Genomic DNA, 14,585 nt, shown 5'->3' on the forward strand with positions numbered 1-14,585 from the left:
TGGGACAGATACGCGGTCGCGCGACGCAGGACCTCGACTTCCTGCTCGAGGAGACGATTGCGCTTCCGGAGCTCACGCAACTCCGCGGGCTCCTGCTTCGTCTCGCCCGGCTGCTCGCCGGCCTCGATCCGCGCCTGACGCATCCACTTATCGAGAGTTCCGACATGGACACCGAAGTCCTTCGCGATCTGCGCGAGCGTGACCTCCGGATCACGGTTCTCCGCGACGCGGATCACGTCGTCGCGGAACTCCTTGGGGAACGGCTTGGGCATGATGACATCCTTCCAGGCCAGCCCTCCCGGGCTAGCCACTTTTGATGTCACCTGTTCCTACAGCAGACCCATCTCTTCGTCTGCCTGGAAGGTGACGCCGGGTCGGGCAGCGAGCGCTTCGTGTGCGGCGACGGAACGGTCCCACGCGGCCTGAACTTCCGTGTCGCGCGTTGCATCTGTAGCCATCGAGGGCTGGTCGTGGTGCATGGCGTCCCAGTCACGGTGGAGGTTGTCGTGTGTATCGGTCATGGTGTGCTCCTATCGGTGTAGACAAGCTGGGTGCGGCCGGTCAGAGGGTTGGTGATCGTGGCCGCGGTGACCCCGAAGACGCGACGCAGCAGTTCAGGGGTGAAGACGTCCTGGGGTGTCCCGTCGGCAGCGACGACGCCGTTGGAGAGGACGGCGATGCGGTCGCAGTAGGCGGCCGCGAGGTTGAGGTCGTGCAGCGTCACCAGGATGGTGATGCGGAGATCGCGGACGAGGGCGAGGAGTTCGAGCTGGTGTCGGATGTCGAGATGGTTCGTGGGCTCGTCGAGCACGAGGATTCGCGGCTGCTGCGCGAGGGCGCGTGCGAGGTGCACCCGTTGCCGCTCCCCTCCGGAGAGGGTTGCGACCGGTCGCGCTGCGAAGTTGGTGACGTTCGTGACGGACATCGCGTGTTCGATTGCAGCGCGATCGTCCCGGCTGTCGGCGCCGAGGAGACGGCCATGGGGCACCCGGCCGGTCGCGACGCATTCTGCGACGGTGAGCTCGAGATCTGTCGGACCGTCCTGAACGACAGCTGCGGTAATGCGGGCGGCATCTCGTGCACGCATCTGCCAAACTTCGTCTCCGTCCGCGACGACACGCCCGGATGTCGGTGAGAGCATGCGATAGATCGTTCTGAGGAGGGTGGATTTGCCGCTCCCGTTCGGTCCGACGAGCCCGACCACCTCTGCGTCCGCGGTGAGGGAGACCCGGTCGATGATGCGCCGTCCGGCGACCTGCACGCTCACACCTTCAACGTCGAGCCGGGCACCTACTGTGCGGTCTGGCTGATTCATGTCGCGCTCCGTCCGGACCGGCGCAGCAGCCACAGGAAGAACGGTGCTCCGATCGCCGCGGTGAGCAGCCCGACAGGAAGCTCCGTCGGGGCGAGGACGGTCCGGGCAACGATGTCCACCACGACCAGCAGCAGGCCTCCCGCTAGAGCAGAGCTGGGAAGCAGCCAGCGGTGATCCGAGCCGACGATCATGCGCATGGCGTGGGGCACGACAAGGCCCACGAATCCGATTGCCCCGCTGACGGCGACAACGACGCCGACCAGAAGAGACGTGATGACGAACAGGACGAGGCGGACCCGTCCGACATCGATACCGAGACTTGCCGCAGTCTCGTCTCCGACGAGAAACGCGTTCAAAACGCGGGCGAGCAGAACGAGAACGGCGATTGTGATCACGAGCACCGCTGAAGGGAGCCCGAGGCCGTCCCATTCCGCGGCGGCGAGGCTACCGGAGAGCCAGGAGAGCACGGACGTCACTCCTTCCCCGGGTGAGCTGGCCCGCAGCACGAGGTAGCTGGTGATCGAGCTCAGCAGATAGGACATCGCAACGCCCGCGAGCACGAGCCGGTTCGGCGTCACTCGCCCGCGCTGCTGCGCGAGGAGGAAGACGATCAACGTTGTCGCCAGTGCGCCGGCGAACGCGGCGATCGGCACCGAGACGACCGCGAGAGCCCCGGTCGCGAGCGTCAACGTCGCCACCGCCGCGACCGAGGCCCCGGAGGAGACACCGAAGACGAACGGGTCGGCGAGCGGGTTGCGGACGACAGCCTGCAAGACAGCACCGGCGACAGCGAGCGCCGCACCGACGACGAAACCCAGCAGTGCCCGCGGAAGGCGGAACTCCCAGATGATGCGCGTCTCGATGTCCGTCGCCGAGGTCGGGATAGTCCAGGGCAACAGATGATCGGCGATGACGGTAATGATCCGATCCGGCGACACCGTCACCGAACCGACGCCGACCGAGAGGATCAGGGCGGCAACGGAGGCGAGGATGAACACGCCGACAGCGATCCGTGGCCGATGCGGTGCACCGATCACGGATTCGGTTCGCGTCACGGCGCGGGAACCGTCAGTTCCAGCTCCGAGTGCAGGGCGTTCGCGATCTCGGTCAGTCCTCGCATCACGGTCACGGATGCGTCGGTGTCATCGACGGGGATCTCCACGAGATTCCCGGCCTGCACCGCTGGAAGGTCGGGGAATGTCTGCTCAAGGTAGGCGCGGAGGGTGTCGTAGTCCTGTCCCTCGAAGGTTCCGACGAGGACGACCTCCGCGTCTGAAGCGGCGAAGTCCTCCTTGCTGACGTAGACGGAGTCCGCAGGGAACACGTTTCGGCCGCCTGCCGTCTCGATGGCGTCGTCGTAGATGCCGCCTGCGAGCACGATGAGCGGGCCCTCGCCGCCGTTGTAGAAGGCGACTTCCACGGTGTCTTTTCCTTCGACGGCGTCGATGACGGTCTGCTTGTCCTGCTCGAGATCTGCGATGAGCTCTTCTGCCCGGTCGCTGACGCCGAAGATAACCCCCAGATCGCGCAGCGTATCGATGGGGGTGTCCAGGGTCATCGCGATGGCGTCCCCACCGTCGGCGTCGCAGATATTCGCCCCGTAGACCTGTGCTCCGCTATTCTCGATCTGCTCCACCGACGCATATCCCTGGGACGTGTCGAACGCGTAGCCTTCCAGCGACTGACCAAGCACGAGATCGGCACCCTCGCTGAGCAGCACCTCCTTCGACGGCCACCCCATGGCCGATCCGATCGACGGGATCTCTTCCGCCTCTTCCGCCAACGAGGCGGGGTACGCCGCGTAGTCGCCGGCCCGGGCGACGAGATGGTCGCCGAGGCCCAGGGCTAGCATCATCTCGGTCGGCGCCTGCCACAGGCTCACGACATGCTCGGGTGCAGCGTCGAAGGTCAACGTCCTCCCGCAGTTCTCGATCGACACGGGATACCCCGCCTCCGATGATGGTGTCTCCGCATCCGCCAATGAGGACGGGGCTGGCGATGACGCCGAGCATCCTGCGAGGGCGAGGAGGAGAGCGGCTGCTGCGACGGTTGTTGCGCTGTGAATCCTGGTCATGACGTCCTGTCCTGCGTCCGGACAGGCCGGAACGATAGAATCTACATGTTGTAGAGATATCAATTGTCCCGAAGGAACCACCAGGACAACAGAGGCAGGAACCGCCGGGAAGGATAGATTTCCGCCATGTCGCACGCGCAAACCGCCGCGGTCACGCAGCGGCATCGCATCGCGGTGCTCGCGCTGGAGCACATGATGCCGCTGGAAATATGCATGCCTTTCGTCGTGTTTGGGGCACCGCACTTGGCTTACGACGTCGTCCTGTGCGGACGCCAGGCAGGCCTCGTGCCGACGGATCACGGGTGGCCGATCGTGGTCGAGCTCGGACTCGACGCCGTCGCCGTCGCGGACACGGTGATCGTGCCCGCTTTCCGCGGTTTCCTCGACAGCGTGCCGGACGACGTCGCTGAAGCGCTGCGCGCTGCACACGGCAACGGCGCACGCATCGCCTCCATCTGCACCGGCGCTTTCGCTCTCGCCGCAGCAGGATTGCTCGACGGCAAACGCGCCACCACCCACTGGTGCCACGCGGACGAGCTCTCCTGCCGCTATCCCGTAGCAGAGATTGACCCCGGCGTGCTCTTCGTGGACTCAGGCGACGTCCTCACCTCGGCGGGAGTCGTTAGCGGCATCGATCTCTGCCTGCACCTCCTGCGATCAGACCGCGGCGCCGCCGTCGCCAACGACATCGCCCGCACCATCGTCGCCGCCCCCTATCGCGACGGGGGACAGGCCCAGTTCATCCGCCGGCCGGTGGCCGCGGTGGCCTCCGGAGATATCGGTCGCACTCAGGAGTGGGCGCTGGGGCGCCTTCACGAGCCGCTGACCGTCGCCGATCTCGCCGCTCACGCCAGGATTCCGCGGCGAACATTCGAGCGGCGATTCACCGAAGAACTGGGCGCCACGCCCATCCGATGGCTCAACAGTGCACGCATCGACCACGCTCGCGAGCTACTGGAGTCCACCGACTGGACCATCGAATACATCAGCAGCCTGTGCGGCCTCGGCAGCCCCGCGAACTTCCGTCAGCACTTCCGCCGCGCTACGGGAACCAGCCCGCGCGAGTATCGAAAGGCGTTTACCCACGCCCGAGCAGGCGTTGCTTCACCTTGAGCCTACGACGTGATGTAGATTTGATGATCGATTGACATGCAGAGTGGAGGTGGCAGATGGCGGGTGAGCGCACGCGTGAGCGAGGGGAGCTCGAGGGCACCGTCATGCGCATCCTCTGGGAGGCGTCCGAGCCGTTGAGCGCCCGTGATATTCAGGCGGTGTTCACGGGTCACGTTCCTGCGTATACGACGTTGATGACGGCGCTGGAGCGTTTGCAGAAGAAGGGCGATGTCGTCCGCTCCGGCGACTCTCCGCGGAAGGTTCGCTTCCGTGCGGCGCGAAGCGGGGACGAGCATGTCGGCCGGTCGATGATGACCGCCCTCGATGGAGCCGGAGACCGGCAGGCTGCTCTATTGCAGTTCGCCGGGAACCTCGCCGAGGAGGACCTCGATCTGCTCCGCGGCGCGATCACCGGCAAGACTTCCCGCAAGCGCAGGTGAGCCGTTGATCGCCACCGGCTCCTTCCTCGCCGCAGCGGTGCTCATTCTGCTGTTCTCGCCTCTCATGTTGACGGCGGGCCGGTGGCAGGTGCGCCGCCCACGGACCGCTCTGACGCTGTGGTTCTGCGCTTTCTTCGCTGGAATCGGATTCGCGGTGACCTCCGCCGCTATTGCACTGCTGGGTGCCGTCGGCGGGGTGAATCCTGCGAGTTCAGGTGAAGCGCTGGTGCTGACGCTCGTTGGCTGGTTGAGCCTGGGTGTGCTGGCCGCGGTGATCGCTCTTGTCTCCGCGTCCGCGGAGCCGCTCGCCGACTCGTGGCGGGAGGCGGTCGGACGCTTCGCCCCGGTGGCAGTCTCCCGCGAGCACTCGCATGGTGTCACCCTCGTGTGGTTCGATTCCGAGGAGCCGGTGGCGTGTGCGGTGCCTTCTGGGGAGCCAGAGATCTTCCTCTCTACCGCGCTCAAGGAGCTGTTGAGCGACCCGCAGCTTCGTGCCGTGATCGAGCATGAGCGTGCTCATCTGCGTCAGCATCACGGGTGGGCGGTGCGAATTGCTGAGATCAACGCGCTCTGCTTGCCCAAGCGGTTCCCGGCCGGGCGAGCGCTCAAGCGGGCCACTCTCCTGTTGATCGAACTCATCGCGGACGATGCAGCCGCTCGTCGCGCCGGTGCCGTCCACCTCGCCAACGCCCTCGCGACGATGGGGCATAACACGGCCGATCCCGGCCTTGAGCTTCGCGCAGACCGGCTCACCCTCCGCCGCTGGAAGAAGCCGCGGAGCCAGCGCGCCGCAGCCCTCGCACGCGCCTGACCTCGCCGGCACCGGCCACCCTTGTCTACGACACGATGTAGAGTTATCGGAGTGGTTGGGTGTCAGGAGGAGTAGTCATGGCCGAGTTCGAGTTCTGGGTGAACGGGATGACCTGCGAGCACTGCGAGCGCGCTGTTACGGCCGAGCTTTCCGCGCTCTCGGGTGTCGTCGATGTCCAGGTGGATGCCGCTTCCGGTCGCGTTCTTCTCGCCCACGAGAGGCCCCTTGATCTGATTGTGGTGGAGTCGGCTGTCGATGATGCCGGCTACACGGTGCGGTCCTGGCCCGCAGTGTTGGATGTCTGACACCATCGCGGCCACCACTGCAGCGTCCGCGCCCATGCCGGATCCTCGAGTGCGTAAACCCTTGACTGCGGTGGCCGCGCTTCTAATCGGCGGAGCCGCCCTCGCGCTCATCGCCTTCCCGATTGTCGTGGCGGTCATGCTCGGCGAAGCACCGTATGACCTTCTACATGTCGGATATCCGGGCGTCGATGTGGCTGTGATCACCACCAGTCTGCTCTCCGGCGCGCAGCTCGCCACCTTGGTGACCAGTGGTGCGCTGGTGCATCTGTTGTTCCTGAGGGATGCGCCTGCCCGCACGGCGCGCTATCTCTCGGAGGGTTTCGAGATCACGGTGCTGCGCATCGCTTCGGGGGCATGGGCCGTGTGCGCAGGTGCGCTGGTGGTCTTCGAGGCTCTTGATTCCAATGGCACTCCGTTGGCGCGCCTGGCGACGCCCAGCGCGTTGCCGTTCCTGTGGGAGGCGAGCTATGCGCCGAAGGCGTGGACGATCAGTTTCCTGGCGGCGTTGATCGTTTTCTTCGTCTCGTTCTTCTCGGAACGGTGGACGGGCCTGATGATCCCGTTGTGGGCGACCGGAATCGCGGTGCTCGCCCCTGTCGTGTCTGGGCAAGTGCTCGTGGGCCCCGATCATGACTTCGGCAGTGACGCGGCGATCTTCCAGACCATCGCTGTGAACGCGTTCTTCGGGGCGGCACTGGTCGCCGTCATGCGCGTGGTCTCCGGGCGGCTTGTCTCGCCGCTGACTTTGCGGCGACTGTTCCGGATCGGGGTCGTCGCGCTTCCCGTCATCGTCGTCTCCGATGTGATCATCGCCGTGTTCAAGCTCGCTGGTGGCGATATCGCCGCCTCGCTGACCGGGTGGCTGATTCTCGCTGGCTTCGCCTGCCTGGTCGTCATCACGGTGGTGTTTGTCGTCGCCGCGATCCTCGCCCGGCGAGGAAAGCTGCGGGCCGGGCACATCACCGGGCTCCTCTCCCTGGCGGCCGTGGCGGTGGCGGGGTGGACCGGGGTCGGTGTGGCGATGACGAGGCAGCCGCCGCCGCAGTACTTCGTGCCGACGAGCATCGAGCAGGTCTTCATGGGCTTCGAGGTCCCTGACGCTCCGACGCTCGGTGTGTTGTTCGGGCAGTGGCGTCCGAACCTGCTGTTCCTGGGTATCGCCGCGGCGGCGATCATCGTCTACCTGGTCGCTGTGCGCACGTTGCACCGCCGGGGTGATCGGTGGCCTCTCGGGCGGACGGCCGCGTGGATCGGCGGGTGGACGGTTGTGGTCGTCGCCACGAGCTCTGGGTTCGGGAAGTACTCGGCCCCGGATTTCGGGGTGCACATGATCGTGCATATGTCGCTGAACATGCTCGCCCCGGGGCTTCTCGTCCTCGGAGGCGTCGTCACACTGCTGCTACGGGCATCCCGCTCGGACCGGACGAAACCGGCGGGCTTGCACGACTGGATCACGTGGGTGCTGCACTGGCGGGTGCTGCAGTTCCTCTACAACCCGCTGATCGTGTTCGTGGTCTTCGTCGGCTCCTACTACGGCCTGTATCTCACGGGCATCTTCGGCGACTACATGCGGTTCCACTGGGCGCACCAGCTCATGAACCTGCACTTCCTCATCGTCGGCTACCTCTACTACAGTCTCATCATCGGCGTCGACCGGCCCCCACGGCCTCTCCCGCATATCGGCAAGCTCGGGTATGTGCTGGCGGCGATGCCGTTCCATGCGTTCTTCGGCGTGATCCTGATGACCAGCCATGTGATCATCGCCGAGACCTTCTACCGCTACCTCGACCTGCCCTGGGCCGACCTGCAGGCCCAGCAATACCTTGGCGGCGGCGTCGCGTGGGCGGGCGGGGAGATCCCGCTGATGATCGTCATCGTCGCACTCGCCATCCAGTGGAGCCGGCAAGACGCCACAGATGCCCGCCGTAAGGACCGGCACCTCGACACCGGCCGCGACGACGAGTACGACGCCTACAACCAGATGCTCCAGCGCCTCGCCGACCGCGACGCCACCCGACCCGGCCCCCGACCGACCGTCCGAGAGGACACCCACTCATGACGACCACGGACACCACCACACCGGTGGATCTCACCCCGGTAGAGCTCGACATCTCCGGGATGACCTGCGCCGCCTGCGCGGGACGCGTCGAGCGCGCACTGGGCAAGCTCGATGGTGTGACGGCGAGCGTCAACTACGCCACCGAACGCGCCATCATCACCGGCCTTCCCGACAGCGAGGTGCCCACGGCGATCCGTCAGGTCGAGAACGCCGGATACGGTGCGCACCTACGCGAGGGCAGCGACGACACCTGGTCGACGCGCGCCACCGAGGTACGGATCTCCTCCCTCCGGCGTCGCCTGGCTGTGTCCGCGCTGCTCACTGTCCCGCTGATGGACATCACTATCGTTCTCGCCCTCGTCCCCGGGTGGCGGTTCCCCTGCTGGGAATGGGTATGCGTGCTGATGGCCCTGCCGATCGTGACCTGGGCCGCGTGGCCATTCCACCGGGCCACGCTCCGCAACCTGCGCCACGGCGCAGTCAGCATGGACACCCTCGTCTCCCTCGGCATCGCCGCCTCCTTCGGATGGGCGATCCTCACCCTGCTGCTCGGGTTCGGCACCACCGAAGCCGCCAGCTACTGGCTCGGCTTCGGCGTCACCCCCGCAGGCGCCGACTCCATCTATCTGGACGTCGCCGCCGGAATGACGACCTTTCAACTCGCCGGCCGGTACTTCGAGACCCGTTCCCGCCGCAAAGCCGGCGATGTCCTCGGCGCTCTGAACGCCCTCGCCGCCACTCACGTCCGGGTCGTTAGCGACGGCGTCGAGACGATCGAACCCGCAACCGCACTCCGCGTCGGCGACACCTTCGTCGTCCTTCCGGGTGAGACGATCCCCGCCGATGGCATCGTCCACGCGGGCACGGCCGCGGTGGATGCGAGCATGATGACCGGGGAACCCGTCCCCGTGCCCGTCGGCCCCGGAGCCGCGGTGACCGGCGGGACGATCAGCACCGACGGTCGCCTGGAGGTGACCACGACCTCGGTCGGCGCCAACACCCAGCTCGCGCAGATGGCCGCCCTCACCGAGCAGGCCCAGGCCCGCAAAGCGCGAGTGCAGAACCTCGTCGACCGCATCGTCACCTGGTTCGTCCCCGCCGTCATCACCCTCGCGATCATCGTCACCGTCGCCTGGACATTCACCGGCACCCCGTTCGCGCAGGCGTTCGGCATCGGGATCAGCGTCCTCATCATCGCCTGCCCCTGCGCACTCGGGCTCGCAACGCCGACCGCACTCATGGTCGGGATCGGACGGGCCGCGACCCTCGGCATCCTCATCAAAGGCCACGACGCCCTCGAAGCCTCCGGCACCATCACCACCGTCGTCCTCGACAAGACCGGAACCCTCACCACCGGACGCATGACCGTCGAAACCGCGACCCCCTTCGGAATCGCCGATCACGAACTGTGGCGTCTCGCAGCCTCTGTGGAGCAGGGTTCCGAGCATGCGATCGCGCACGCCATCCAGGACGCCGCCCGCGCCCACGTCACCGACCTTCACCCGTTGGAGGACTTCACCGCCCTCCCCGGCCTCGGTGCTACCGCCCGCATCACAGGGAGCACCCTCCTCGTCGGGAACGCCGACCTGCTCCGCGAGCACGGCATCGACCTCACCCCGGCGGCCGCAGCGCTCGCGGACGCCCACGAGCACGGGCACACCGTCGCTCTCGTCGCTCGCGACGGGCAGCTGATCGGGCTCCTTGCCCTCGCCGACACCATCAAGCCCGGCGCCGCGGACGCCATCACAGCGCTGCACGCCCAGAACCTCACCACCGTGCTCCTCACCGGCGACAGCCCCGCTGCCGGTGCTCGCATCGCGGCCGAACTCGGCATCGAACGCGTCCACGCCGGCGTCGCCCCTGCCCAGAAAGCAGACGTCGCCCGCGAACTCCAAGCAGCCGGAGAAAAGGTCGCGATGGTCGGCGACGGCATCAACGACGCCATCGCCCTCGCCACCGCGGACCTCGGGCTCGCGCTCGTGTCCGGCACCGACATCGCCCTCAAAGCCGCGGACATCATCCTCGTCCGCGACGACCTCCACGTCATCCCGGATGCGATCGCGATCTCCCGCAAGACCCTCCGCACCATCCGCACCAACCTCGGCTGGGCCTTCGGATACAACATCGCCGCGATCCCGATCGCTGCTGCCGGGTTCCTGAACCCCCTCATCGCCGCCGCCGCGATGTCCCTGTCCTCCGTCCTCGTCGTCTACAACAGCCTCCGCATCCAGCGCGTGCGCAGCACCCGGTAGGAGAAAGCCAGAAGACAGATACCCCGATGGAGTTCTTCCTGCCGCTGTCCCTTGCCGCGACGCTCTACCTCCTCGTGCTCTGGATCGCCCTCACCACACCGCCACGGCCCCCACAGCTCTCAGATCCCACCCTGCGCGACGAATGGGACTCCGTTGCCTTTCGGGTGCGCAAAGGCGTCGAACGCCTGCGCAGGCGGTAGCGCCCTCGCGGGAGCCCGAGCCGGCTCACCCGGGGAGACGCTGTGCGCAGGCGCTTTGACCTCGCGATCGCCACCCCGCTAATGTAGCTACTACATGTTGTAGAGATAAGGTGTGTGGCATGCTGTCTGACCCGGTGCTCCAATGGACGCTGACACTCGCCTTCTCCGCGACCGCCGCCTACGCAACACTGCGACTCTTCACAGACCGCAAGCCGCTGCTCATCGTGGGCAACGCTCTGCACCTGGTGATGAGCCTCGTGATGATCGCCATGTGCTGGCCGTGGTGGACCGTACTGCCGCCACTCCCGCAGACGCTCTTCTTCTCGGCCGGCACGGCCTGGTTCGGTGCGATCGTGCTCCTCCAGACGCGGCGTCGCATCACCCGGGCTGCCGTGGGCGGACACAGCGCGTGGCATCAGGTGGCACACGCGGGCATGATGCTCGCGATGGTCTGGATGATCCTCGCGATGCCTTCCGGAACCGACGCCACGATGCATGCCCACCACCATGGCGGACTCGAGCCGTGGGCCGCCCTGACAGGGGTTGCCATCACCGCGGCGCTGACGACATCCGGCGTCCTTTTTCTCGTCGAGCTCATCCGCTGCCTGCGCGGTCGCACGACCTGGCTCGGACACACCGGCGACGTCGCTTCCGGGACTCTCATGAGCTTCGGCATGGCAGCGATGTGCTGGCCGATGATCACCGGCTAAAAACCCTCAACACCACCATCAATCCGCCGCTCCTGCCGGCGGGCCAACAAGAAAGAGAGACACCATGAACACACGACGCACCAAGAGGCCCCTTCTGATCGGAACCGGAGCCCTCGCGGCTACTGCCGCACTGGTTCTGGGCGGTGCCGTCGCTGCGAACGCACACGTCAGTATCGCGGAAGGCCCGGTGGAGGCGGGCTCGTACTCGATCCTCACGTTCAGCGTGCCACATGGATGCGATGGGGCTGCGACGACGGAGGTGGCGATCCAGATCCCCGAGGGCATCAACGCCGTCACACCCACCCGCAACAGCCTGTACACCGTCGAGAAGGTGATGGAAGACCTCGACACCCCGATCACTGACAGCCACGGCAACGAGGTCACCGAACGCGTCGCGCAGGTCGTCTACACGGCGGCGACGCCGCTCCCCGATGGGCAGCGAGACGCGTTCGAACTCTCGCTGCAGATCCCCGAGGACGCCGCCGACACCGCCCTGTACTTCCCGACTGTGCAGACCTGCGAGCAGGGCGAGACCGCCTGGGTGCAGATCCCGGAAGAAGGCCAGGACGGCCACGATCTGGACGCGCCAGCCCCCAGCGTCGACGTCGTCGCAGCCAGTGACGCAGGATCGCACGGGCACGGTGACAACACTGACGCCACCGTCGATGCGCACGACGAGGATTCGGCATCCGCGGCGGCTCCTGCAGATCAGACGCCGCTCGTTGTAACCTCGCTCGCCGTCGGCAGTATCGGCCTCATCGTCGCTGTCATCGCGCTGCTGAGGGGACGCAAGAAGGCGTGAGCACTCTCATCGCCGGGAAACACGCACCGCGACAGGGTTCCGCCCTGGTCCTCCGTGCGCTGGCAGCCCTCCTCCTAGGAGGACTGCTGACGCTGACGGGAGCGCAGGCAGCGTCCGCGCATGCCGAGTTGCTGTCCACGACACCGGAGAACGGTGCCGTGCTCGATGAGGCTCCCGCTGAGGCGGTGCTGACGTTCAACGAGCCCGTACAGCTCATCGACGGCAGCATCCGCCTGTTTCCCGGCGATGACAACCCCCTCACCCTCGACGCGCACGTCACCAACACCAGCGTCATCGCCGCGCTCCCCGCCGACTTAGCGGATGCGGGCTACGCGCTGAGCTACCGCGTCGTCTCAGCAGACGGGCACCCCATCTCCGGCGCGATCACCTTCACCATCGGAGACGGCCAGGCGGACAGCGCGACGGCTCCCATCGTGGAAACCGCGACACCTCCAGACACCCAGTTCGCCGTCAGCGCCCTGACGGCACTGCAATACCTCTCGCTCCTGGTCTTCGCCGGCCTGATCCTGTTCGAGCGACTGGTGCTGCGCAGCACAGCACCACCTGAATACTGGTCCAGGAACATCCTGCGACTGACCGGCATCGGAGCGGGAACCGCCTCGCTGCTGCTCATACCCACGTCAGCGCTCAACGTGACCGGAAACCCACTGACCGCGGTGATCGATCCGACTGCATGGTGGTCGGGTGTCCTCTGGGCACCGGTCGCTGCGGCCATCATCGTATGCGCAGGACTCGCCGGAGCCGCCGTACTATCGATGCGTCAGCAGGAGCGCAGGGGGATGCGCCTGCTCGCCGTGCTGCCGCCGCTCCTCGCGCTGGCTGCGCCCGTGCTCGCCGGACACACCCAACTGATGGAACCGCGAGCACTGATCATCGCCGCCGACCTTGGACACCTTCTCGCCGGCTCCTTCTGGACAGGAGGAGTCCTCGGCCTCCTCCTATTCCTCGCCGCCACCCGCGTGACCAGTACCCAAGAGGCACGTACCGCACCGACTCTCGCCGCGAAGGTCGTGCAGAGGTTCTCCCGCGGCGCGGTCTGGAGCGTCTTTATCCTCGCAGTCAGCGGAACTCTCATGGGCATCATGATCGTCGGAAGCCTCGACGCTCTCGTCACGACCAGCTACGGGCTCACCCTCCTGCTCAAGATCGGGATCATCATCCCCGTCATCGCGATCGCCGCCTACAACAGAACCCGACTCCTCCCACGCATCGCGTCACGACCGACCGCACGCATGCAATGGCAGACGCTGACCCGAACCCTCAGCTACGAAGCCGCACTCCTCATTGCCATTCTGCTCCTGACCGGCTTCCTCACCAATCTCAGCCCCACACACGAACACCACGACACGCCAACCGAGAACACGGCCGCCACCGCTCAGACCGTCACTATCGACGCGGATGCCCAGGGGCTATCGCTGCGGGGCGAGCTCGAACCAGCGGTGGCCGGCGAGAACAGGATCACCTTCACACTCGAATACGACGCCGAACCAGTCACGCCCGACGAAGTGACCATTCGCACCCACCAGGCCGAGCACGATCTCGGGCCGTTCCAGACCACAGCTGAACTCGACCCAGCAACCGGTCAATACTCCGCGGATCTAGACATGCCCGTCACCGGAGAATGGGAGATACAAGTGCTCGCCCGCGTATCCACCTTCGCGCAGCCGATCGTCACGATACCCATCACCATCAATTAGCTTCGGTGCGCTGGGGTAGCCGTCGCCGTCAGGGGCGATGTATGCGCGGATCGGTTCGACGCCGCACCCTTGTGCGCCACCGCGGCAAGACTATGTCTCGCACACACCGATAATTCGGACGTTGCGACCTTTGCGCCCCTACGGCGTTCCTTTCTTCGCGTAGTAGCGCGCAGGGGTGTTGACAGTGAGCGATCGCCATTTGCGGCGGTAGTTGAGCTCGTAGCCGTCACCGGTTGGCGGGGCCCGCCAGGAGGTTTGAATCGGCCCGGGTTCTCTGCCGCTACTTTGTGGGTGCGGGCTCTCGGGTGAGGGCCTCGTAGTGGAGCGTCTCGAACTCTACCGGGGTGAGCATCCCGAGGGTCCCGTGGAGGCGCCTGTTGTTGTACCAGTCGACCCAGCCGGCGGTCGCGAACTCAACGTCCGATAGCGTCTTGAACGGCCCGCCGTGGAAGACGGTGGTGCGGATGCACTCGGTCTTGTACAGGCCGTTGACACTCTCCATCAGGGCGTTGATGCTCCTATAGTTGTCAACTCACGATTTCACCCGTTCTCGGGTCGGTCTTAACCAGGTGGTAGACCTCGCGGATCACGTAGCGTTTGAGGCAGCGGATGATGTCGCGTTTGCTCTTGCCCTCGGCGGTGCGTCGGGCGACGTAAGCAAGCGTGGGCTCGTGGAATCGCATCCTGACGATCACGGTTCGGTAGATCGCGGCGTTGAGCTGCCGGTGCCCGCCGTGGTTGATGCGGTGCTTCCCACTGGTCATTCCCGAGCCGGTCGGGACGGGG

The 14,585-nt window shown here is 66.2% G+C and carries 16 protein-coding genes and 1 pseudogene; 10 read left to right on the top strand and 7 right to left on the bottom strand.

What is annotated here, in order from left to right; all coding sequences use genetic code 11:
* The 5 genes from G510_RS18725 to G510_RS0112170 form a co-directional block, all read right to left on the bottom strand.
* Window positions 1–272: IS3 family transposase (locus tag G510_RS18725; protein ID WP_029153855.1), on the bottom strand; the 272-nt coding region annotated here is incomplete at its 3' end.
* Window positions 273–329: 57 nt separating this feature from the next.
* On the bottom strand, window positions 330–521 hold the full coding sequence (locus G510_RS0112155) for a hypothetical protein (protein ID WP_029153843.1): 192 nt from the start codon (window positions 519–521) through the stop codon (window positions 330–332).
* On the bottom strand, window positions 518–1,315 hold the full coding sequence (locus tag G510_RS0112160) for an ABC transporter ATP-binding protein (RefSeq protein WP_029153844.1): 798 nt from the start codon (window positions 1,313–1,315) through the stop codon (window positions 518–520). Before G510_RS0112160 ends, G510_RS0112155 begins: the two co-directional genes overlap by 4 nt.
* On the bottom strand, window positions 1,312–2,370 hold the full coding sequence (locus G510_RS0112165) for a FecCD family ABC transporter permease (protein WP_084644361.1): 1,059 nt from the start codon (window positions 2,368–2,370) through the stop codon (window positions 1,312–1,314). Before G510_RS0112165 ends, G510_RS0112160 begins: the two co-directional genes overlap by 4 nt.
* A complete protein-coding gene (locus tag G510_RS0112170) occupies window positions 2,367–3,554 on the bottom strand; it encodes an ABC transporter substrate-binding protein (RefSeq protein WP_084644362.1) in 1,188 nt (395 codons plus the stop codon). The genes G510_RS0112165 and G510_RS0112170 overlap by 4 nt, the downstream gene beginning before the upstream one ends.
* Between G510_RS0112170 and G510_RS0112175 the strand changes: the two genes are divergently transcribed.
* The 10 genes from G510_RS0112175 to G510_RS0112220 all read left to right on the top strand — a co-directional run bounded on the left by G510_RS0112175 (window position 3,516) and on the right by G510_RS0112220 (window position 13,799).
* Window positions 3,516–4,502 (top strand): GlxA family transcriptional regulator, encoded by a 987-nt coding sequence (locus G510_RS0112175; RefSeq protein WP_036323205.1) that lies wholly within the window; start codon window positions 3,516–3,518, stop codon window positions 4,500–4,502. The genes G510_RS0112170 and G510_RS0112175 overlap by 39 nt on opposite strands.
* Window positions 4,503–4,558: 56 nt before the next feature.
* Complete coding sequence (locus G510_RS0112180; RefSeq protein WP_029153848.1) at window positions 4,559–4,942, top strand: BlaI/MecI/CopY family transcriptional regulator; 384 nt, start codon at window positions 4,559–4,561, stop codon at window positions 4,940–4,942.
* Window positions 4,943–4,946: 4 nt separating this feature from the next.
* Window positions 4,947–5,753, top strand: a complete 807-nt coding sequence (locus G510_RS0112185) for a M56 family metallopeptidase (protein WP_029153849.1) — start codon at window positions 4,947–4,949, stop codon at window positions 5,751–5,753.
* 77 nt (window positions 5,754–5,830) lie between these two features.
* Window positions 5,831–6,058, top strand: coding sequence for a heavy-metal-associated domain-containing protein (locus G510_RS0112190; protein ID WP_029153850.1), 228 nt, complete (start codon window positions 5,831–5,833; stop codon window positions 6,056–6,058).
* Window positions 6,051–8,117, top strand: a complete 2,067-nt coding sequence (locus G510_RS0112195; RefSeq protein ID WP_036323209.1) for a cytochrome c oxidase assembly protein — start codon at window positions 6,051–6,053, stop codon at window positions 8,115–8,117. The genes G510_RS0112190 and G510_RS0112195 overlap by 8 nt, the downstream gene beginning before the upstream one ends.
* Window positions 8,114–10,369 carry a heavy metal translocating P-type ATPase gene (locus tag G510_RS0112200; protein ID WP_036323212.1) on the top strand — a complete coding sequence of 752 codons (2,256 nt, stop codon included), beginning with the start codon at window positions 8,114–8,116 and terminating at the stop codon, window positions 10,367–10,369. Before G510_RS0112195 ends, G510_RS0112200 begins: the two co-directional genes overlap by 4 nt.
* A 26-nt stretch (window positions 10,370–10,395) precedes the next feature.
* Window positions 10,396–10,569: a hypothetical protein gene (locus tag G510_RS18350; RefSeq protein WP_157560608.1), complete on the top strand. Its 174-nt coding sequence runs from the start codon at window positions 10,396–10,398 to the stop codon at window positions 10,567–10,569.
* A gap of 119 nt (window positions 10,570–10,688) precedes the next feature.
* Window positions 10,689–11,279: a DUF5134 domain-containing protein gene (locus G510_RS17645; RefSeq protein WP_051216734.1), complete on the top strand. Its 591-nt coding sequence runs from the start codon at window positions 10,689–10,691 to the stop codon at window positions 11,277–11,279.
* 64 nt (window positions 11,280–11,343) lie between these two features.
* Window positions 11,344–12,081, top strand: a complete 738-nt coding sequence (locus G510_RS16790) for a YcnI family copper-binding membrane protein (protein ID WP_084644363.1) — start codon at window positions 11,344–11,346, stop codon at window positions 12,079–12,081.
* Entirely contained in the window at window positions 12,078–13,799 is a 1,722-nt protein-coding gene (locus tag G510_RS0112220; protein ID WP_029153853.1) for a copper resistance protein CopC, read from the top strand. Before G510_RS16790 ends, G510_RS0112220 begins: the two co-directional genes overlap by 4 nt.
* A gap of 280 nt (window positions 13,800–14,079) precedes the next feature.
* On the opposite strand, the pseudogene G510_RS16795 reads toward G510_RS0112220, so the two are convergent.
* Window positions 14,080–14,310: pseudogene (locus G510_RS16795) on the bottom strand (integrase core domain-containing protein); the annotation flags it as partial.
* Window positions 14,311–14,326: 16 nt separating this feature from the next.
* On the bottom strand, window positions 14,327–14,585 hold a 259-nt coding region (locus tag G510_RS0112230; RefSeq protein ID WP_029153854.1), incomplete at its 5' end, for a transposase.

This window comes from Microbacterium gubbeenense DSM 15944 (assembly GCF_000422745.1).
Classification (GTDB): Bacteria; Actinomycetota; Actinomycetes; order Actinomycetales; family Microbacteriaceae; genus Microbacterium; species Microbacterium gubbeenense.